Genomic DNA, 18,167 nt, shown 5'->3' with positions numbered 1-18,167 from the left:
CGTCGTCACCCGGCCTGTTCGTCGAGTCGGTGAAGGAGCCCGTCGAAGATCTGCTCGCGGGCAACCTGCCCCTTCGCTGCCGCGTCGTCCCGCTGGCGTTCGAGCGTTGGACGGAACTCGATCGTGGTGACGAAGAACGTGCAGGACTCGCAGATCGACTCGAAGTGGCAGTCCATCTCGACCGGGCGAGCGCAGTACCCGTTCCCGAGCATGCGACGGTGCATTTCCCGGCGGAGCTTGGCCATCTCCGAGCCCTCGGCATCGGCCGGCAGGCAGCGCGGGGCGTCGTAGAGCGCCTCCACCTTCTCCGAGACGGCGAAGTACTCGTCCGCCACGGTCCGGTCGGCGATCCGAGCATAAACGCGTGTCATGGACAACGAACGATGTCCAAGAAGCGCGGCGATGGCCTCCAGGGACATACCCCGGTTGATCGCCTGGGTGGCCAGAGTATGCCGCAGCTGGTGTGGCGTGACCCGGCCGAGGCCGGCTCGCTCGGCGGTCCTGCGGACGGCGGCTTCGATGCGGGAGGCGTTGACCGCACGACCGTGATCGGTGAACAGTAGGTTCGAACGAAGGCCCTCGGGCCGGTGTGATAGCCAGTCGTCCAGCAGCGTCTTCAGCTGCGGGTGCAGGGGGACGTAGCGGTCGGTGTGCATCTTGCCGACCGGAATGCGGAGCCAATAGGCGGACCCGATCTGGACGACTGCGTCGATGGTGAGTCCGAGCATCTCGCCGCGGCGCATTCCGGTTCGGGCCAGGATCTCTATGGCCAGCCGGACGAACGGATCGGGATCACGTCGGGCGGCGGCCAGCAGCTTGGCAGCTGCGGCGTCGTCGAGGAAGCGCGGTAGTGGCTCGTCCGCGATCGGGAAGTCGCTGTCGAACACCAGCTGGCGGGGCGGCCGGTCGACGGCGTCCCACTCGTCCAGGCGGCGGAAGAATCCTCGGAGCTTGCTCAGCCGGTCGCGGACGGTGTGCCGGTGGAGCGGCCCACCGCGGGCGGCAGGCCGCTCCAGCAGCCACTGCCGGTAGCGTTCGACGTGCTGCCGCTTGAGCTCGGCAACACATGTCACGGTCGTGTCCTCGGCGGCCACCAGCAGGGCGAACTCCCGCAGCGTCAGCTCGGCGTTCTTCACCGTGCCCGGCCGCAGCGTTCCCGCGATCTGTTCGAGGTAGTTCTGCATCGTGGACGCCATTGTGGGTGCAACGCGTGACCACTCGGCGGCACGGATGCCGGCTCGATCCGGGTGACGTCGGCGCGGGAGCTCGTTGGACAGCTCGCAGTGGAAGAGCGTCGCCTCGAGGTTGAACAGAGAGGTCGACAGGGCCTTGACCCCGCGATTGGGAATGCGACGGGCCGCCTCCAGCAGCAGATCACGGCCCTGGTCCCAGTCACTCTGCTGCAGCTCGTGCGGTTGCTTGCCGAAGAGAGCCACGAAGTGGCCCAGCAGATTGAACTGGGACATGGCCAGATAGTCGCGGAAGCCGAGTGTCCGGGCTGTCTCCATGAACCGCAGGTGTAGTTCCGGCTCCGTCCTGGCCAGCACGATGCCCAGCCGTGGGCGCCGCGCGACCAGGTAGTCCGCCCCGGGCTGCAGACGTCCGGTGACTGAGAGCCAGCTGATGAATCGGTGCGTCTCATGGTTGAAGGCGAGTTGACGCTCGAGCGGAAGGCGGCAGAACTCCTCCAGATCGGGCACTGCGACAAGCAGGGCACGAGCACCCCAGCGGACCTTGTGGTCGGTGTTCATGCCCTGTGCAGCCCGGTGAGCGAGGTAGAACTCGACCAGGTCCGGACGCACGATCGGCAATGCTGCGGCTCGGGCCCGGCGCATCAGACGTCCGCCGTGTCGGCATCGATGGCGGCGCTTGCCTCGAGGTACTGCTCGGCGAGCCAGCTGTTCGCGAGGTGGATGTAGAGCCGGGTGGATTCGATGGAGCGGTGTCCGGCCTGGGCCTGTACCGCTTCCAGGGCCATGCCCGCCTCCCGCAGCCGGGTCAGGCACGTATGGCGGAGCTGGTGGCAGGTCAGCCTTGGCAGTCCGGTCCGCTTCCGGACCCCGTCGAGGATCTCGTCCAGACCATCGGAGGAGAGCGGCCGACCGCGGGTCGGTCCGCGAAGTACGACGAACAGCCGGTCGTGGTCGACTGCAGGACGCTCCTGCTCAAGGTAGTCGCCGACCGAGGCGAAGAACTGTGCGGATATCGGTATCAGCCGCTGGTGCCCGCCTTTGCCCTCGCTGATGAAGACGCGACGCTCGCCCGGCGACAGGTCGCTCAGCCGCAGGCCGAGCACCTCACAGCGGCGCAGTCCGCCCAGCAGCATCGCGAGAACCATGGCCCGGTCCCGCCTGGTGTTCAGCGCACCAAGCACCTCTTCGACCTCGCGCGGCCCGAGGACGCGCGGGAGGGTACGCGGCGTGCGCAACAGCGGCGACCCTCGATTGCCGCTCCGGCGGCGGTTGGCCAGCCCGGTCGGCACCGGGTTGCGTTCGATGGAGAGGTCATCGCGGGTCATCAGGTAGCCGAATAGCCCGGAGACGCTGGCCAGCCGACGCTTGATTGTCCGCGCTGAAAGCCCCGCTTCACCGTCCTCAAGTCGGACGACCTTCGTCCCTCGTCGCGGCTAGCAGTTGGATGCCGCGTTCGGCCAAGGCACGCTTGACGTCCGGGCGGATGCGGGCTGGTGGACAGGCGGCGGTGATGCGGGCCTGGGCCGGGATGCAGTCCAGCAGGGCGGAGAGTCGGGCAAGGGCGACGGGGGCATGCGCGTGGGAGCCGATCGCGTTCTCGATATCGATCAGCACCACCGCGGCGTCTGGGTGGCGGGCGGTCATCGGCTGGCTCCTTCGCGCTGGGCGGTCGGCGCGCCGCACCGCACCTCGTCCCACTCCTGCAGAGCCTCGCGCACCGCGGCGGCGATGTCGGGACGCGTGTCCTTGCGGTCGACAAGCCAGCGCAGGTAGGGCTCGGCTCCCTGGAGCAAGCCGGATCGGGGGTGCTCCTGGACCAGACCGCGGTGGGTGCCAGGGGCGGAGAGGTGGTTCCAGGCGTCGAAGCAGGGGCTGTCAGCGACGGGGACGTGGCCATCGACGAAGGAGTAGCCGCGATTCGTGCAGCGCCAGGTTGTGCCCACGGCGCACGGTCGACAGGCCACGGTCCCCACCATGGCGGGGACCGTGGCGCTGCCATTTCGCGTGCAATGCGAACACGTCGCCGGTGAGCGGGATGTTCTTGCGGCACAGGCAGCAGCTGATGCGGAACACGACGGACACGGCGGAACTCCCAAAAGGCTGGCGGGCGGGCACGGCGTCAGCCTGGCAACCGGCCGCCCCCCGGACCCGCAGCCATGCCGACCGCACCGTCGCCGCCTGTCCGCCACAGTGCAACGCGACCTTGCAACACCCGCTGCAACAGACCCCGCTGCAGCCCTGACCTGCGAAAACTCCTGTGAGTTGTTGGCGGCACGCTCGCTCCGGTGCAGGTCAGGGACGCGCAGAGGAAAGGAGTTGGCGGATCGTGAGGGTGAGTTGGCGGGTATCGCCACCGCCGTCACCGAGCACAAGGGCATTGCAGCAGGTGAGCGCGCTGGTCATCGATCGCGCACCAGGATCCGCCTTCAACCGTGCTCACCCGCCACCTATAAATCGCGGTCGCAATGATCTGTCGCAGTCAAGGCTGGTCGCTACTGTCTTCCGGGGTCTTGACCGCTGTACCGCAGGCGCGGGACCGTCGTCTGCAACTGTGCGCAACCGGCTCGCTCAGGAGGCGATCATGGCGCTACTTTTCTTCGGAACGGATCCCAACTCGGGTGGAGGGAACTGCCCGGCGGTCTGGGTGGACACTGACGCCCCGGTGGGACCGGAACTGGTGCTGCAGGGCAAGGTCGCCGACGCGGTGACACGGACCGCCTGCGGCCACGACAGTCCGCCGGCGGACGACGAGGCGATCATCCGTATCCCGGTCAGCATGGTGGACCAGATCAGGAAGGCGTGCGATGCCGCAGAAGCTGCCCACGCCCAGCTTTGACGCGCTCCTCGACTCCGCCCGCCAGCACGCCCTTCACCTTGAGCTCCGCGACATCTACGCGGTGGGGGAGGAGCGCGAGGTCTACGACGCGTTCCTGCGGGATGGCAGCGTGCCCGCCGACGACTCGGCGTACTGGAGTGGCTGGCTGCCCCTCGTCGAGCGCACCGTCGCCCGAGGGGTGAAGGTGCGCCGGGCCCGGATCGTGTCCGAACCTGTCACCGACTATGTCCGCTTCGAGCACGCCATCACCGACGCCAACCTCCGCGCCGGCGAAGGGGTCCGCTGGCTCGGCCGCCGCCGCGCATCGACCCTCGCGCTGCCCGGCAACGACTTCTGGCTCATCGACGACCAGGTCGTGCGCTGGAACGTCTTCTCCGGCGACGGCGAGGCCCTGGAGCCCGACCACACCGAGGACCCGCAGGCCATCAAGCTCTGCGCCGAGGCGTTCCGGTCGGTGTGGGACCTGGCCACCCCGCACGCCGACTACCGCATCTGACCGACGCACCAAAGGGTCCGCCACCTCATGACGACCGTGTCCCCGTCCTCGGCCGCGCAGGCCGCCCGCGTCGCGCTCGCCCGGCGCTTGGTGGGACTGCGCAAGGACGCCGGGCTCCGGGCGTTCGAGGTGGCGGCCCTGTGCGGCTGGCACAAGTCGAAGGCGTCCCGCATCGAGAACTGCCGCACCCTGCCCTCGGACGCCGACATCCGCGCCTGGTGCCGGGCGTGCGACGCCGACGAGCACTCCGAGGACCTCATCGCCGCATCCCGCACGGCCGACGAGATGTACCAGGAGTGGAGACGCCTCCACCGCGTCGGCATCAAAGCCTTCCAGGAGTCCGTGGTCCCGCTCTACCAGCGCACCCGCGTCTTCCGCGTCTACTGCTCCAACGTCGTCCCCGGCCTGCTCCAGACCCACCCCTACGCCACCGCCCTGCTCTCCGCCATCAGCACCTTCCAGGGCACCCCCAACGACGCCGTCGACGCCGCGACCGCCCGCCTGGCCCGCTCCCGCGTCATCTACGAAGGCGACCACCGCTTCGTGCTCCTCGCCGAGGAAACCGTCCTGCGCTACCAGATCGGCAGCCCCGAAGTGATGGCCGGACAGCTGGGGAAGCTCCTCGAGTTGATGTCCCTGCCCTCCGTCGCCCTCGGGATCATCCCGATCACCGCGCCGCGCGTCATCTGGCCGCTGGAGACATTCATGGTCTTCGACCACGAACGCGTCCTCGTCGAGACCCTCTCCGCCGAGATCGCCATCACCCGCCCCTCCGAGATCGCCGTCTACACCAAGGCGTTCGGCGAACTCCAGCAGCTGGCCGTCTTCGGCCCGCCGGCCCGCGCCCTGATCCGGGCAGCGATCGAAGCACTCGGGTGACCGGCAGCAACTTCGTGCAACTTTCTTGAGGGCACACCCGCTACCTCCCTAGCGTCGAAGTGCCGGTACCCGGCGGCCCACGACGCGAGCGAGGCCAACATGCGCACACCCCCCGACGCCCCGAACCCCCACCAGCCCGTGCCGCCCAAGCAGCCTTTCGGCACTCCCTCCCCGGCGCTGCTCGCCCGCGCGGACCGCGGACTCGCCCGCTTCCTCGACCAGTGCGAGACCCCGGACGACACCGACGCGGCCCCGGACGGAGACACGGCGTGAAGCAGCCGGAGAAGGCCGCCACCCTCGGCTTCGGGCACGAGGAACACCCGCTCCTGGGCCGCCGCGTCCGCGACATCGCCTCCGGCACCGAGGGCGAACTGATGGCCGTCGTCCTCGAGGAAGTCGCCACCCATCGCGGTCCGTGCTGGACCCGGCGCGCGTACATCCGCCCCGCCGGGGGCGGCACCGAGCTACCCACCGCCATCGGAAACATCGAGGCCGCCGGAGCCACCTGAGACCACCGGCCGTGAACCCCGGAAGCGCCCCGACCTGATGCGTCGGGGCGCTTCTCGTTGGCGCCGCCGACCTGCGGCCCGGGACGCTTCGACGGCATCTCTGCGCACCGAAGGGGCATCCCCGTCGGAAAACGTCAGTGGTTGGCAGACGGGTCGGTGTACGTGCGGTCGAACCAGTCGATGAACTGGTGGACTGTGCCGATCTTGGCGACGCGGTCATGCAGGGCCTTCTGGTCGTGTCCACTCAGGAACCACCCAAGGGTGACCGGCGCGTCACAACCGCAGCCGCACGTCCGTGCCGCGTGCGGAGACTCGAAGTACGTCACCGGATTGCGGACCGGCTCGATCGGCTGCGGCTTCCCCACGTACGCGTCGTAGACCGGGTGTCCGGCCTTCAGGAAGTTGCCCTCGATCGCCCGTCGACCGCCAGCCACTGGAAAGAGGTGGTCGATCTCGATCGCCTGGCGCACGGTGCCTTGCGAGGACAGCAGGGCGTACTGCTCGCGGTCGGCCCGTTCCCCGAGAACCCAGCATCCCCGGTTGGCGCGGAACAGGGCTTCGTCATCCATGTTCGGGTCCCAGCCGACGTGGTCACGGCCCAGCTGGTCCTCCTTCGGGTTGACGTAGCGCATTGCCCCGAGCGTGATGTGGATCACGCATACCCCCAATAGGTCGATAGTCCAGGCGCCTTGCCCTGCGACTATCGGAATCCTGATGCATTCGCGCGATACTTGCAACCCCTGGGCCCCTATGACTATCGGTCAGGGCTCGGTGGGATATGCGCTGATATTCGCGGGTCGCGTGGTGCGTAGAACGCGTGCAGCTGGTCGCAGCCGCAGTTCTTGGCGAGCCGACATTCGACGCCGCGGGAGCCACCTGAGACCACCGGCCGTGACCCCCGGAGCGCCCCGACCTAATGGCGATGGGCGTTTCGCGTTGTGCGGCGCCGAGGCTACTGCGGGTAGTAGCGCGTACGGGCGCGATGGCGGCTGCGCCGCGTCCGACGGCGCTGGCGCGCCGCAGCAGGGTTCGCGGTCGGGGACGGGCGGCGGGCATCCGGTTGTCGGCCTCGCAGGCCGCCGCGGTGGCGACCGTGGAGGCTGCCTGACCCCGTTCGGGCGCAGGCCTGGTGCCGAGGGCGCGGCGGCCGCCGGCCGGGGCGGGCGGATCACTCGCGGACCTAGACGCCATCGCGGAGGAATTGGCCGCCTGCTTCTGACGGACGCCGGTGTTCCGCGATCGGGGCGCGGGCACAACGCCCCGTATGGAGACAAAGGCGGCGGGGGAGTGAGCCGGGGCGGCATCTGGGCCTCGGTCAGTGGGGTGCTGTGCCTCGGCACCTGGGGAAGCCTGGTGTGGCTCGTGATGGACCCGGATCTGCAGAACGCCCAGGAGGCGAGGGGAACGGGGTGGATGGTGGGGACCGCCGTCCTGCCCGTGCTGATCTCCCTCATCCTGGGCCTCATAGCGTTCCAGGTGTTCCAGGAGGGGGCCTGGTCCGCGGGCGGCGGCAGCGACGGCGTCGGACTCGGCAGCCCGGGCTGCGGCGGCGGGGACGGCGCCGGGGGAGGGGACGGCGGGGGAGGTGGTGGCTCCTGCGGAGGTGGCGGAGGTGGCATCTGACGGCCGCCGCCCCGCCGCAACCGCGCGTTCTGCGGCGAGACAGGCGCGCGCCGCGTTGTCTCGCACGCGGACGGTGCGGACGGCTGGTCGGGATTTCCCGGGCCGATCACATTCATCATCACCACCCCGAGCCGCGGTGACGGCGGGGGCCCAATACGCCTGCGTGACGTGCGCGTACGAGGGGGCCCCGGCGGTGAACTCCGGGCGGTGCAGGCTCCGGCCCCACGGGAACGGTGGGAAGTGACTCCGCCAGATGTTCGAACGGGCGGGTCGTCGGGCGGTCCTCGGCGCGGGCGCGCCGGTTACCGGTTACCGGAATCTGCGTGCGCGGGTTCGCGCTGCTCAGGGCGGGCGGGGAGTCGCTCCCCTCGACCTGTAACCGGTAATCGGTAACCGCGATCACCTCTCGCGTGCGCGCTCGGGCGCGGCTACGCGTTGGGCTCGGATTCGTAGGGCATGATCGGGTGCGGAACCGGTGGCGTGTCCGGTCGTTGATGGGCTGGGATCCACACCGCTCCGAAAGACGCCATCCGTTCCCCCCACGTCTGCCGGAGCGGGCCCCGGGTCGACACCTGACGCCCTCCGCCCTCTCTGATCTACGCCGGAGGGTGGATGTCGTCGCGCGCGTCCAGCGTCAGCGTCAGGTGTCAGGATCCAGTTTCCGGCTCCGACACCTAATGGGGCCTGAAGCCGACGGATCGCTACCCGTTACCCGATCCTGCGAGACCTCGAAAAAGAGCGCGGCCGCCGGCTTCACCTCGACGGTGATCAGCTGACGTCCGGTGAGCCAACATCCAGGGGCCTTGAGTCCCAAGCGGCGCTGGCCCCGGGCATCGGCCAACCGCCGCCGGGGAACGCGACCGTGAGGGCGCCAGGCGCCGGGGTCACTCCTGAACGACACCTGAGGCCCTGACCTCCACAAAGAGACCGGCGGGCCCCGGCGTCCGGCGCCCTCATGGCCGCTGCCGCGCGGATGGTCGAATGTCCGTGGTCCGAGCCCGCCGCAGGGTGCACCTCTCACCTCACCGGGACGCCTTTGAGCTCTGGAACAGACCGAGGCCCCTGCGGTCAGCTGGGGTCACGAACGACTAATCGGATAACGGGCCCAGAGCCCTTCCATTAGGGAGTCGCATGCCTCCGCGCAGGTCTTTGACCAGTGACTATGAACATCGGACGGAAGAACAAGGAGGACGCCCGTGAAGGTGTTTTGCGGGATCGACTGGGCCAGCGACCACCACGACGTCGCCGTGGTTGACGGCGACGGCAAGCTCCTCGGCCGGGCCCGGATCGGCGACGACGCGGCTGGCCTGCAGCAGCTACTCGACCTCCTGGCCGACCACGGCGACAGCCCCACCGAGCGGATACCGGTGGCGATCGAGACCTCCCGCGGCCTCCTGGTCGCCGCTCTGCGCGCGACCGGCCGTCCCGTCTACGCCGTCAATCCGATGGCCGCCGCCCGCTACCGCGAGCGCCACAGCGTCTCGCGCAAGAAGTCCGACCACCTCGACGCGATGGTGCTGGCCAACATCCTGCGCACCGACGCCGACGCCCACCGCCAGTTGCCGGCCGACAGCGAGCTCGTCCAGGCCATAGCAGTCCTGGCACGTGCCCAGCAGGATGCCGTCTGGGATCGCACCCAGGCCGGCAACAAGCTCCGCTCCCACCTGCGCGAGTACTTCCCCGGCTACCTCGCCGCCGTCCAGCCGGTCACCGGCGGCCTCAATGCGCCGCTGGCACGAACCCTGCTCGCCGCCGCTCCCACCCCTGGCCAGGCCGCCCGCCTCACCCGCACCCAGCTGAAGGCCGTCCTCAAGCGCGCCGGCCGCCAGCGCGGGATCGAGGCCGAGGCCGAGCGTCTGCACGCCGCCCTGCGCGTTCCGCAGATGAGCCAGCTCCAGCTGGTCGAGACCGCGATGGGCCGCCAGGCCTTGGCCCTGCTGGGCAAGTTCGAGGCCGCCTGCAACGCCGCGGACGACCTTGCCGAAGCCTCCGTCGAGCTTTTCGAACGGCATCCCGATGCCGTGGTCATCACCAGCTTCCCCGGCCTGGGCGCGCTCAGCGGCGCCCGGGTGCTCGCCGAGATCGGCGACGACCGCACCCGCTTCGCCGATGCCAAGGCCCTCAAGGCATACGCCGGATCAGCGCCCGTCACCCGCGCTTCCGGCAAGAGCCACGCGGTCATGGTCCGCCGGGTCAAGAATCAGCGGCTCGCCGCGGTCGGCTACGTCTGGGCGTTCGCCTCCCTCACCGCCTCGCCCGGCGCCAGGGCCCACTACGACCGACGGCGCAAGGCCGGCGACCGCCACAGCTCAGCCCAGCGCAACCTCTACAACCGGCTCCTCGGCTGCCTCCACCATTGCCTCACCACCGGTAGGCCCTACAGCGAGAGCACCGCCTTCCCCGCCCCGCCCAAGTTCGAACTGGCCATCGCTGCTTGACCCGCAAACCCCATCGGATGTCTCTTTGTACGCGTCAGCCGGACGAAGAGGCTGATCCGGTGGGACCGGCCGGGGCGGCCCGCCCGGCGGCGGACCCGTCCCCCATCCTCGCCCGCCAGAGGTCGTTCAGGAACCAGTCCTGGCCCCGTGTTGGCAACGGGCCCCACGGGAACGGTCCGTGGTGGGAGCGTGGCGGGATGGAATGTGAGAGGGAGCCGCGGGTGTACGGGTGGGAGCCGGGGGAGCCGGCGGGGCCGACGGCTGGGCACGAGTACGTCGAACTGGTCGGCGGCCCGCTCGATGGTCAGCTGCTCGACGTGGGACGACTGCGGATCAGGCGGGAGGCGCGCTCCTGATCGCCGATCTCGGCCTGTACGGGCCCGGCGGCCGCGCCGACTACGCCCCCGACCGCTATACCGCGGACAGCCCGCCGTGATCCCAGGATCGGCGTGTGCTGTTCGGGGGTCATTGGATGAGGGTTCGCAGGGCGGCTGTGCCGGCGCCGGCGGTGGTGAGTCCGGCGATCACGGCGGTGGCGGGGTGGGTGCCGGTGAGGGCGGTGAGGCCGCCGACGATGAGCCCGAGCACGAGTGCGGTCAGGAGGACCACGGCCGTGCGCAGGGGGAGGAAGGCTCCGTTGTCGGCCGGGGGCGGGGCGGGCTGGTCGTTCTGGTGGGTTGTCATGCTTCGACCCTGGAGCCGTTCGAGGCGTGGGCCGGCATGAGGCGAACACAGCGGATGACAGTCGATCAGGGAGTGTGCACCGCGGTACACCTGGCCTGTTCCGCGGAACAAGGCTGCTCCCGGCTCGGGCTGTTCCGGGGTGTTCACGGAAGTTCCCCACTGTTCCGCCGGTAGGCGTTGACGCTGCTGGACAGGCCGGCAGGGAGGATATCGGGCGTGATGGACAGCACCGACGCGGGACATGGTGCGGACACTTTCAAGGCCGGCCTCGCCGAGCAGGCACGGCACCTGCGCCAGCTGAAGGTGGAACGCGGCGACCCCTCGCTACGCCGGATCGCGTTACGGGCGGCGCGGATCGGCGGCGGGACGCAGTTGCCGATCGCCACGCAGAGCACGACCTTCGCCGGCACACGCTTTGTCAGCGTCGACAAGATCATCCTGTTGGTTCGGACCCTGATGTCGTGGGACGCGGACGGCGAGGAGATCCCTGCCCCGGCCCGCACCGACCCCGTGCTCGAGGAATGGCGCGGCCGGTGGCGCGCGACAGCGGAGCTGCGTCCGGGCCGCCGAAACGGCGCCGCCTCGGACGCCACGCTCCTGGAGCAGGATCCGACTCCGGTCGACGAGCCGCCGGTGGGTTCCACGGCGGCAGGCGTGCCCCGCCAGGGAGGTCCGCCTGCGGGGCCGGGATCATCGCTGGCGGTCAGGGCACTCCTGCACGCGGCCGGGGTGGACGTGCTGGAGTTGCCGCCCCTTCGGACCGGTGCGGTGTTCGCGGTGGCGTTCTCACCCGACGGATCGCTGTTGGCGACCGCCATCGCCCAGCCCAGCGGTAGCACGGTGCGGTTGTGGGACCCGGTCACCCGCACTGCTGTCGGCGAACCCTTGGTCACCCGCAACAATGCGGCGTTCGCGGTGGCGTTCTCACCAGATGGAACCCTCCTCGCGGCCGCCAGCCTCGACAAGAGGCTCTTCGAATTCGAAGATGAAGCCGAGTTCGAGAGGGCCGGCGACGATCTCGGCGTTGTGCAGCTGTGGGTGGTTCCCGGCTGTGCCCTGTAAGTGCCCGCAACTGATGCAAGCGGTCCGTGAAGGATCTGCGGGAGGAAGCGGCGGCGGTGGGCGCGCGAGAAGCGTGCGGACGACTGGCCGGCCGGCTCCCGGGACGGAACTGACGCCGGACCGGGCGCGGGCTGCGGCCGGGCGTGGATAGGCTTGTGGGTAGTCCGTGCCGACATGGGTGTGCGGGTCAGGTCCGGTGCCCAGAGTGCTCTGGGGCAGTACGACCGGTCCGACGTCGGCCCTGGTACACCACGGTGTATCAGGGCCTTGTCGTTCGGCTGCGGGTGGTTCACCTTCACCCGCGCGTGTCCCGGCCCGGCAGTCCGGGCGGGCGGGCGCGGGGAGTCCGGGCAGGGCGGCACTCTCGACGCATCGGGCGAGTGCCGCCCGCACTTCCACGGTACGCCCGCCAAGCCCGGTGGAGCTGGCTCCCCCCTACACCCGGTCCGGCCACCATTCAATAGCCCCCGCACGGCTTTGAGCTGCGAAGACATCGGCAGCCTTTTATTGAATGGGCCCGCGTGCGGTGATCAGGTGAGGACGTCGCCCGGCGCGGGTTGCGCAGCTAACCCCCGCCCGTCGCCCTCGGCTGTCCGGCCGGTCCGGGACGTACGACGTCCCCACCCCCACCGCATGCAGACCTTGGCATGCCCGACGAAGAGAACGTTCGTGTCCTCGCTCGCCCTGGCCGTCCTGCTGCTCCCGGTCCTCGTCACGCTGCTCCCGGCGGGCGGCATCGGCTACGTCACACACCGCCACCCCGCCCTCGCCGTGCCGACCACGGCGGCCAGGATGGCCGTCGCCTGGTCGTCGCCTGCCTCGGTCTCATCGCCGCGCGGTGACCCGACACGGTCGGGCTCTGGCTGGGAGCGTCTGTCGCTGCTCCTTCGATCGGCAGCCGGGCAACCTCGCCCGCCTGCCGAATGCCGGGTTGGGCAAGCCTTCCATCCGCAAGGGTGTGCATACCGGGGGATGAGAGGTCAGCGGGCGCCCGGCACGCATCCGAGACCGCCGGGTGGAGCTTCCGGGGCGCTCTGTGTTGTGGATCATGAGCGGGGTACGCCTGGTGGGAGAAGGTCGTGGGTACCTTGGCCGTGGGGAACGGGCGCGGTTCCGCGTCAGTGAGCAAGGCTGGGAGTTGCGGTGGATCAGCGGGTGCAAGTACTGCCCGGCGTGGACGGTGTCCGCGTGATCGTGTGCGGGGGCGAGTTCGACCAGGACACCCTGGGCCCCTTGGAGGAGGCCGGTACGGCGGCCGTGGATGATCCGGGGGTACGACGGATCGTTCTGGACGTCACGGCGGTGACCTTCGCGGACTCCTCGATGCTCAACCTGATGCTGCTCCTGCTGCGCAGTGGCCGTCTGGTCCTGGCCGGTCCGGTACCCGATCGACTGGGCATGCTGCTGGACCTCACCGAGGTCCGGGCCCTGTTCACCACGACGGACGGCACCGAAGCGGCCCGCGGGCTGTGATGCATTCCCGGGCGGCGACCAGGGACGCGTAACGGCTCGGCGTAGGAGGTGTCGGGTGACCCGGCCCATCGGGTCTCGGAGGGGTCGGCGGCCCCGTCGCCGGGCGAGGTGGCGGGGCCGCCACACGGCGCCGGCTCGGGATGGAACGGGCCGGCGGGCACGTGTCGTCGTTCTCAACGTGCGCGGTGGTCATGCGTCACGCGGGTTGGGCTGTTCAGGTGTGCAGGCGGCTGTTGGGGCCGTCCTGTGTCTCGGCGTGCTCGTCGTTGAACCAGTAGTCGCCGGCGGCGAGGTAGCGGAAGGAGTGGGTGCTCGCGGCGGGCAGGGCGACGGTGACGGCCCGGTTGCCGTCCGTGCGGGGGGTGAGGGTGTGGACGCCGGGCTGCCAGTCGTTGAAGTCGCCGACCACGCTGACCGGCCCGGGCGGGGTGTCGGCGGGCAGGACGAAGGTGACCTCGGTGCGGTCCTTGCGCGGGGTGCGCTCCAACATGGCGATCGGCTCCTGACGGACGGGGGTGGACGGGTCGGCTCATCTCCGGCATCCGGACCACAACCCGCACGCCGACGCGTTCGCACCGAGTCCGTCACCCCTCACGACAATCCGTGGTTGAAAAAGTGCGGGAAGTGATGACCCGTGTCAGTTTGGCGGGATACGGAGAAAATCCGTACCCCAACGCATCAAGGAGTGACGGTCATGGGCGGCAAGCAGGACAAGCGCCAGGAACCGGGCAAGGGCCGTGAGGAGCAGCGCCCGCAGCGACCCGGTCAGGACCCGACACGCCCGGTGCCGGGAGCGGGTGTGCAGGGGTTGCGGTGATCGGCTGAGGCTGGCGGCGCGGCCGGATGCGGTGTACTGCTCAACGGAGGGTCGTGTCAGGCAGTGGCGGCGGGTGAACCGTCGGTTGCGGAAGCGGGTGGCGGCGGAGATCAGCGCCGCCGACCGGGTCGAGTGCCCGGAGTGCGGCGAGCGGTGGGTGGCCGGGGTGGATCGGCGTTCGAACGCCGTCTACTGCTCGCGGCGGTGCTTGATGAGGGCCTGGAGGGTCCGGAAGGAATCGTTCGGCGAACGGTCACAGTGACCGCATCGCTAACGGCTATGTCGCCTGGAAGCGGTCCGGCTGCTCGCCCACTACTCCGCCCCGGCCACTGTCGAAACCGCGCTGGAGCGCGTCAAGGCTGAGGGCCGCCGCAGGGAGAGGGGTCAGGGAGCTGGTCGCACGGGCGCGCGGTGGCCTGCTGCACAACTACACGGTCAAGGAGATCGCCGCCTACTTCCGCACGGTCGAGCGCGGCCGGGCAGACCTTCGCCAGATTGCGGAGGCCACCGGCATCCCGATCAGTGACACCCGTCGGATCCTGCACGAGTTCGCAGTCGCGGGCTTGCTGCAGCCGGACGGCGAGCACGTCCACCGCCTCTACGAACTCGCCGACGGCGGTCGGGCAGGCATCACCGATATTTTCATCGAAACCGAGGCCGCCGCCGGCGACCGGCGTCATGGCCGGGAAAGGCGAGTTGGCTTCGAGGACTCGGGTGGGGACGCACACGGTGACGCAAGGACTCGTGATGGAAGCGGCATCCTTCGGCGCTGCGATGGGACGATGGGCTTTTTGATGGGCGGCCTGCGGTATGTCTTTCTCGACGGTGATGAGGAAAACGTCACCGGCCAAGAACAGCATTGTGTACGGCCTCGTCGCGATGTTGGGCTCATTGACCTTCGTGGTGATGAGCCTGATGTTCATGCCGTTCGACTTCACGCAAAACCAGGTCATATGGGGGATGGGCTGGGCTTTGCGGCTGCGGTTGTGGTGTGGCCGCTCCTGACGATGGAGTTCGTGCCGATGGCGGTGGCCTCATACAGTGCATGGTGGATGCCGCATGAGGAGAGGACCGGCACCGCCAGGACATCCTGTACGTACTGACCCACGTTCAGCTGATGCGCCGCAGCCGATACGCATGGCAACTGCTGCTGTCCAGCTCGCGCTCAGGGCTGCGTCAACGCCGCCTCCATGCTTGCCTCACCACCGCGCCGGCGACGGACCGGTGAGCACCATGGACGACCTGAGGCAACCCGGAGATCGACTCCCAAGATCTAGAGTGCAAGCCACCCGCATTCCCCAGGAGGCCCTGTGCAGGACAACCGAGACCCCCGCGCCGGCAGGACCGGCGCCGTCATCGTGTGCGGCTTCGTGTTCCTGGTCGCCGGACTCCTGGCCGCAGCCTCCCTCGCCGACAGCAGCGGCAGCGGTTCCACGGCCTCTGCCGCTGTGGCCTCCAGCCCGTACCCGACACCCGTCTACAGCCACGCGGCACCCTCGTCGGCTGCTCCCCTCCAACTCCCTGGAACCAGCCCCAGACCGACGCCGACGGTGTCGATTGGTTTCGTGGATCGGGTCCTCGCCCGGCATGCGTGGGACGAGTTGAGTGCCGCTGACCAGGAGGGGAACTGCCGGGCCTACCGCCAGAACGGCGCGCTGGCATACGGAGTCGCCCTCATGAGGACCGGCAAGACGAAGGAAGAAGCCGCGGCCTTGGTCGAACTCGTCGCTGGCAAGTGCACCTGAGACGGCTCCATCCTGTCGCTCGCAGCGCGAGCGGCGCCGGCGCCTTGAGCGCCTTTTCGCCGATCGTGCACTGACCGCTCCGTGGACGCTGTGCCCGACGACCACCGACGTCGCCACCGCCCGGGAGTGGCTGGAGTCGTGGACCGACGTCTCCGGCGTCGAGGGCCTGGTGATCAAAAGCCTCACGGGCCGGTGCACGCCCGGATCCCGAGGCTGGACCAAGGTCAAAAGGCGCGACACCACCGAGGCGATCATTGCTGCTATCACCGGCACCCTCGCCCGCCGCAACTCCTGGTTCGGGCTCCTCGGAGGTGTTGTGCCGGTAAGGCGCGGAGTGGACCGCGACGAAGCTCCGCTGGGGCCTGGCGGTGGATGAGCTGGAGCGGGATCGGTTGCTGGACATCGCGGCCGGCTGTGGCGGCACCGACGTGGAGTTCACCCCGGCCCCGTAGGTCTGGTCGAGGGCCGCTTTCCTGCCGGGTGGGAGGGCGGCCCTCCGTTATGTCCGGAGCTTGTGCTGTGCCGCCATCCGTCCTGGATGTCGGTGCGGGTGCTGTGACTGGCCGCCTGGTGGTCGTGGCGTGCGTGTGGCCCGTGTCCGAGGACACGGGCCACACATGCACTTCTGTGATCTGTGTCACGATAGTGGGGTGATCCGCTGCGAACGGGACCCCGTGAAGTCGTCCGGGGGACGGAACCTAGGCGATGAACCGGGCGCCCGGCAGCGTGCGGAAGATCGCTGCGGCTAGCGCCACGAGGGGCGGGTGGCGAGCCGCCATGTGTCCGGGTGGTGCGGCGCGGTCTTCTCCCACACCATTGCTTTCCCACTCCGGGGAGGCCTGATGAACCCTTACGACACTTCGGAGCCGCCGCCAGGCCGATCCGGTGCCAACCGGCTGGTCCGTGCCGTCGCGTTGATCCTCGTGCCGCCGCTGGCAGCCGTCTGGCTGTGGCGCTCGCCCCGTCTCCGGGTCGCGACGAAGGCCGTCCTGACCGGCTGGTGCCTTCTCGCTACGCTTCTATGGATCGGCTTCCTCGTCGGGCCGACCCCGGAGAAGAGCCCTTCTGAGTCCGTGGAGCCCACGTCCACTCCGAGCCCCCCGCCGACCCCCAGCGTGAACGTGACGACAGAACTCACCTCAACGCCGTCGCCGAGACCCTTGGCCACCCCCAGCCAGGCCGCGACAGCTCCCCAGGCGCCGGGGACGCCGGCCCTCTCGACGGAACCTCCCACGCCGGTAGACCCGGTCGCGCCCGCCGAGCCGAACGGGGCCACCACATCGGCCGAACCAACCGCCGAGGATTCGAGCGCGCACTACCGAAGGTGTGCGGACGCTCGCGCGGCCGGTGCCGCGCCGCTGTACCGCGGGGAGCCAGGATACCGATCTGAGCTCGACCGGGACGGTGACGGCGTGGCCTGCGAACCCTGGTTGTGAATCCGGCATGGGCCGTCGGGACGCCTGTTCCCCGGACGGGTCGTACTCGGCGTCGGTCATGAGCTCCCCCGGCTGGCCGGACCTGACGGCTTCGGTGATGTGTCGTGGGGCTCCGCCCACAGCCGGCGCTCCACATCCGAGTGTCCGGCCAAGGCATGGAGGGTCAAGGCGAGCAGCGAAGCCGTGGTCTCCACGCCCGCCGCCAGCACCGACAGAACCTGATCACGCACCTCGCGGTCATCAAGCGGACGCCCGTCATCGTCGGCGGCCATGACCAGGGACAGCAGATCGTCCCCCGGCGCCTGCCCGCCCGGTACTGCCCGATCACCTCACCAACGGCCCCTCCAGACGGGCCTGCGCCTGCTGGAAGCGGCGGTTGGCCGGCAGCGGGAGACGGTGCAGCAGCGGCCAGGGCACCAGCATCCTCCGGAACACGCCCTCCAACAACACCGGCAGCGCCGCAGCCATGACATCGGCCGCCCGGCGGCCGGCCGGGGCCGCGATCAGCGTCCGCGCCACCAGCCGGGCCGCCAGCCCGTACGTGCCCGCCTCCGCATCCAGCCGCTCACCCTCACACCGCCGGCCGACCGTCTCCGTGACGCACTCGCTCATCACCGGGGCGTAGCCGGCCACCTGCTTCCGGCTGAACGCGGGCCGCATCACCGGCTGCTGACGCCGGTGATCAGCATTGCTGCACGTGATCACACCATTGCCGACCAGGACCCGCGCCGTGTCCATGAACGGACCGCCCTTGTCGAACACCTGCGACACCAGCACCTCACGAGCCGCCTCGCCGCCGTTGACCAGAGACACCTGGCGCCCCGCGAGCTGCAGCCGCACCACCGCCGGCCCTTCCCGCTGGGATGCCAGGAAGACGAGGGGATCACGCACCAACCGGATCACATGGCCCAGCCCAGGAACACCGCCCGCAGCCTGCTGAACCTTGTGAACTGCCACCACGCCCACCCCTCCGCCA

General features: G+C 69.7%; 22 protein-coding genes and 1 pseudogene. 14 read left to right on the top strand and 9 right to left on the bottom strand.

What is annotated here, in order from left to right:
- Positions 1 to 5 precede the first annotated feature (5 nt).
- From ACZ4XJ_RS02835 to ACZ4XJ_RS02820, 4 genes are all read right to left on the bottom strand, one after another.
- Positions 6 to 1,802, bottom strand: a complete 1,797-nt coding sequence (locus tag ACZ4XJ_RS02835; protein ID WP_468495059.1) for a tyrosine-type recombinase/integrase — start codon at positions 1,800 to 1,802, stop codon at positions 6 to 8.
- 32 nt (positions 1,803 to 1,834) lie between these two features.
- Positions 1,835 to 2,518, bottom strand: a complete 684-nt coding sequence (locus ACZ4XJ_RS02830; RefSeq protein ID WP_468495058.1) for a tyrosine-type recombinase/integrase — start codon at positions 2,516 to 2,518, stop codon at positions 1,835 to 1,837.
- 76 nt (positions 2,519 to 2,594) lie between these two features.
- Entirely contained in the window at positions 2,595 to 2,837 is a 243-nt protein-coding gene (locus tag ACZ4XJ_RS02825; protein ID WP_468495057.1) for a hypothetical protein, read from the bottom strand.
- A complete protein-coding gene (locus tag ACZ4XJ_RS02820; protein ID WP_468495056.1) occupies positions 2,834 to 3,136 on the bottom strand; it encodes a hypothetical protein in 303 nt (100 codons plus the stop codon). The genes ACZ4XJ_RS02825 and ACZ4XJ_RS02820 overlap by 4 nt, the downstream gene beginning before the upstream one ends.
- Before the next feature lie 608 nt (positions 3,137 to 3,744).
- Here ACZ4XJ_RS02820 and ACZ4XJ_RS02815 point away from each other — a divergent pair.
- The 5 genes from ACZ4XJ_RS02815 to ACZ4XJ_RS02795 all read left to right on the top strand — a co-directional run bounded on the left by ACZ4XJ_RS02815 (position 3,745) and on the right by ACZ4XJ_RS02795 (position 5,913).
- Positions 3,745 to 4,029, top strand: a complete 285-nt coding sequence (locus ACZ4XJ_RS02815; RefSeq protein WP_468495055.1) for a hypothetical protein — start codon at positions 3,745 to 3,747, stop codon at positions 4,027 to 4,029.
- Complete coding sequence (locus ACZ4XJ_RS02810) at positions 3,998 to 4,525, top strand: DUF6879 family protein (protein ID WP_468495054.1); 528 nt, start codon at positions 3,998 to 4,000, stop codon at positions 4,523 to 4,525. Before ACZ4XJ_RS02815 ends, ACZ4XJ_RS02810 begins: the two co-directional genes overlap by 32 nt.
- Before the next feature lie 27 nt (positions 4,526 to 4,552).
- Positions 4,553 to 5,404, top strand: coding sequence for a helix-turn-helix domain-containing protein (locus ACZ4XJ_RS02805; protein WP_468495053.1), 852 nt, complete (start codon positions 4,553 to 4,555; stop codon positions 5,402 to 5,404).
- 99 nt (positions 5,405 to 5,503) lie between these two features.
- The gene (locus ACZ4XJ_RS02800; RefSeq protein WP_468495052.1) at positions 5,504 to 5,677 is read left to right on the top strand and encodes a hypothetical protein; all 174 of its coding nucleotides are present in this window, start codon (positions 5,504 to 5,506) and stop codon (positions 5,675 to 5,677) included.
- Complete coding sequence (locus tag ACZ4XJ_RS02795; protein ID WP_468495051.1) at positions 5,674 to 5,913, top strand: hypothetical protein; 240 nt, start codon at positions 5,674 to 5,676, stop codon at positions 5,911 to 5,913. Before ACZ4XJ_RS02800 ends, ACZ4XJ_RS02795 begins: the two co-directional genes overlap by 4 nt.
- A 134-nt stretch (positions 5,914 to 6,047) precedes the next feature.
- Here the strand turns inward: ACZ4XJ_RS02795 and ACZ4XJ_RS02790 are convergent, their stop codons facing one another.
- Complete coding sequence (locus ACZ4XJ_RS02790; protein WP_468495050.1) at positions 6,048 to 6,569, bottom strand: hypothetical protein; 522 nt, start codon at positions 6,567 to 6,569, stop codon at positions 6,048 to 6,050.
- Positions 6,570 to 7,200: 631 nt separating this feature from the next.
- Here ACZ4XJ_RS02790 and ACZ4XJ_RS02785 point away from each other — a divergent pair.
- From ACZ4XJ_RS02785 to ACZ4XJ_RS02775, 3 genes and pseudogenes are all read left to right on the top strand, one after another.
- Positions 7,201 to 7,536 carry a hypothetical protein gene (locus tag ACZ4XJ_RS02785; RefSeq protein ID WP_468495049.1) on the top strand — a complete coding sequence of 112 codons (336 nt, stop codon included), beginning with the start codon at positions 7,201 to 7,203 and terminating at the stop codon, positions 7,534 to 7,536.
- 1,196 nt (positions 7,537 to 8,732) lie between these two features.
- Entirely contained in the window at positions 8,733 to 9,974 is a 1,242-nt protein-coding gene (locus ACZ4XJ_RS02780; RefSeq protein ID WP_468495048.1) for an IS110 family RNA-guided transposase, read from the top strand.
- A gap of 197 nt (positions 9,975 to 10,171) precedes the next feature.
- Positions 10,172 to 10,410 (top strand): annotated as a pseudogene (locus ACZ4XJ_RS02775) (hypothetical protein).
- Positions 10,411 to 10,439: 29 nt separating this feature from the next.
- Here ACZ4XJ_RS02775 and ACZ4XJ_RS02770 read toward each other — a convergent pair.
- Positions 10,440 to 10,658, bottom strand: a complete 219-nt coding sequence (locus tag ACZ4XJ_RS02770) for a hypothetical protein (protein ID WP_468495047.1) — start codon at positions 10,656 to 10,658, stop codon at positions 10,440 to 10,442.
- 219 nt (positions 10,659 to 10,877) lie between these two features.
- Here ACZ4XJ_RS02770 and ACZ4XJ_RS02765 point away from each other — a divergent pair, with 219 nt between their 5' ends.
- Together ACZ4XJ_RS02765 and ACZ4XJ_RS02760 are read left to right on the top strand one after the other, a co-directional pair.
- Positions 10,878 to 11,720, top strand: coding sequence for a WD40 repeat domain-containing protein (locus ACZ4XJ_RS02765; RefSeq protein WP_468495046.1), 843 nt, complete (start codon positions 10,878 to 10,880; stop codon positions 11,718 to 11,720).
- A gap of 1,143 nt (positions 11,721 to 12,863) precedes the next feature.
- Positions 12,864 to 13,193, top strand: a complete 330-nt coding sequence (locus tag ACZ4XJ_RS02760; RefSeq protein WP_468495045.1) for an STAS domain-containing protein — start codon at positions 12,864 to 12,866, stop codon at positions 13,191 to 13,193.
- Between the two features lie 214 nt (positions 13,194 to 13,407).
- Here ACZ4XJ_RS02760 and ACZ4XJ_RS02755 read toward each other — a convergent pair whose 3' ends face one another.
- Positions 13,408 to 13,683, bottom strand: coding sequence for an isoamylase early set domain-containing protein (locus ACZ4XJ_RS02755; protein ID WP_384004241.1), 276 nt, complete (start codon positions 13,681 to 13,683; stop codon positions 13,408 to 13,410).
- A gap of 204 nt (positions 13,684 to 13,887) precedes the next feature.
- Between ACZ4XJ_RS02755 and ACZ4XJ_RS02750 the strand changes: the two genes are divergently transcribed.
- The 4 genes from ACZ4XJ_RS02750 to ACZ4XJ_RS02735 all read left to right on the top strand — a co-directional run bounded on the left by ACZ4XJ_RS02750 (position 13,888) and on the right by ACZ4XJ_RS02735 (position 17,191).
- The gene (locus ACZ4XJ_RS02750; protein ID WP_468495044.1) at positions 13,888 to 14,010 is read left to right on the top strand and encodes a hypothetical protein; all 123 of its coding nucleotides are present in this window, start codon (positions 13,888 to 13,890) and stop codon (positions 14,008 to 14,010) included.
- Between the two features lie 266 nt (positions 14,011 to 14,276).
- Positions 14,277 to 15,113, top strand: coding sequence for a helix-turn-helix domain-containing protein (locus ACZ4XJ_RS02745; protein ID WP_468495441.1), 837 nt, complete (start codon positions 14,277 to 14,279; stop codon positions 15,111 to 15,113).
- A 207-nt stretch (positions 15,114 to 15,320) separates the two neighbouring features.
- Positions 15,321 to 15,755, top strand: coding sequence for a hypothetical protein (locus ACZ4XJ_RS02740; RefSeq protein WP_468495043.1), 435 nt, complete (start codon positions 15,321 to 15,323; stop codon positions 15,753 to 15,755).
- Positions 15,756 to 16,597: 842 nt separating this feature from the next.
- Positions 16,598 to 17,191 carry an excalibur calcium-binding domain-containing protein gene (locus ACZ4XJ_RS02735; protein WP_468495042.1) on the top strand — a complete coding sequence of 198 codons (594 nt, stop codon included), beginning with the start codon at positions 16,598 to 16,600 and terminating at the stop codon, positions 17,189 to 17,191.
- A gap of 56 nt (positions 17,192 to 17,247) precedes the next feature.
- Here the strand turns inward: ACZ4XJ_RS02735 and ACZ4XJ_RS02730 are convergent, their stop codons facing one another.
- Entirely contained in the window at positions 17,248 to 17,469 is a 222-nt protein-coding gene (locus ACZ4XJ_RS02730; protein WP_468495440.1) for a cytochrome P450, read from the bottom strand.
- A 46-nt stretch (positions 17,470 to 17,515) separates the two neighbouring features.
- On the bottom strand, positions 17,516 to 18,148 hold the full coding sequence (locus ACZ4XJ_RS02725) for a cytochrome P450 family protein (RefSeq protein ID WP_468495041.1): 633 nt from the start codon (positions 18,146 to 18,148) through the stop codon (positions 17,516 to 17,518).
- Positions 18,149 to 18,167: the final 19 nt, after the last annotated feature.

It is taken from the genome of Streptomyces sp. NPDC029836 (assembly GCF_055574495.1).
Note: the sequence above shows the minus strand (reverse complement) of the source record. Positions and strands in the feature narration are given on the sequence as shown.

Excerpts from the sequence above, each read along its gene's own strand:
- ACZ4XJ_RS02830 (WP_468495058.1), bottom strand. The coding sequence starts at position 2,518 with ATGACCCGCGATGACCTCTCCATCGAACGCAACCCGGTGCCGACCGGG.
- ACZ4XJ_RS02825 (WP_468495057.1), bottom strand. The coding sequence starts at position 2,837 with ATGACCGCCCGCCACCCAGACGCCGCGGTGGTGCTGATCGATATCGAG.
- ACZ4XJ_RS02810 (WP_468495054.1), top strand. The coding sequence starts at position 3,998 with ATGCCGCAGAAGCTGCCCACGCCCAGCTTTGACGCGCTCCTCGACTCC.
- ACZ4XJ_RS02805 (WP_468495053.1), top strand. The coding sequence starts at position 4,553 with ATGACGACCGTGTCCCCGTCCTCGGCCGCGCAGGCCGCCCGCGTCGCG.
- ACZ4XJ_RS02800 (WP_468495052.1), top strand. The coding sequence starts at position 5,504 with ATGCGCACACCCCCCGACGCCCCGAACCCCCACCAGCCCGTGCCGCCC.
- ACZ4XJ_RS02770 (WP_468495047.1), bottom strand. The coding sequence starts at position 10,658 with ATGACAACCCACCAGAACGACCAGCCCGCCCCGCCCCCGGCCGACAAC.
- ACZ4XJ_RS02765 (WP_468495046.1), top strand. The coding sequence starts at position 10,878 with ATGGACAGCACCGACGCGGGACATGGTGCGGACACTTTCAAGGCCGGC.
- ACZ4XJ_RS02755 (WP_384004241.1), bottom strand. The coding sequence starts at position 13,683 with ATGTTGGAGCGCACCCCGCGCAAGGACCGCACCGAGGTCACCTTCGTC.
- ACZ4XJ_RS02750 (WP_468495044.1), top strand. The coding sequence starts at position 13,888 with ATGGGCGGCAAGCAGGACAAGCGCCAGGAACCGGGCAAGGGCCGTGAG.
- ACZ4XJ_RS02735 (WP_468495042.1), top strand. The coding sequence starts at position 16,598 with ATGAACCCTTACGACACTTCGGAGCCGCCGCCAGGCCGATCCGGTGCC.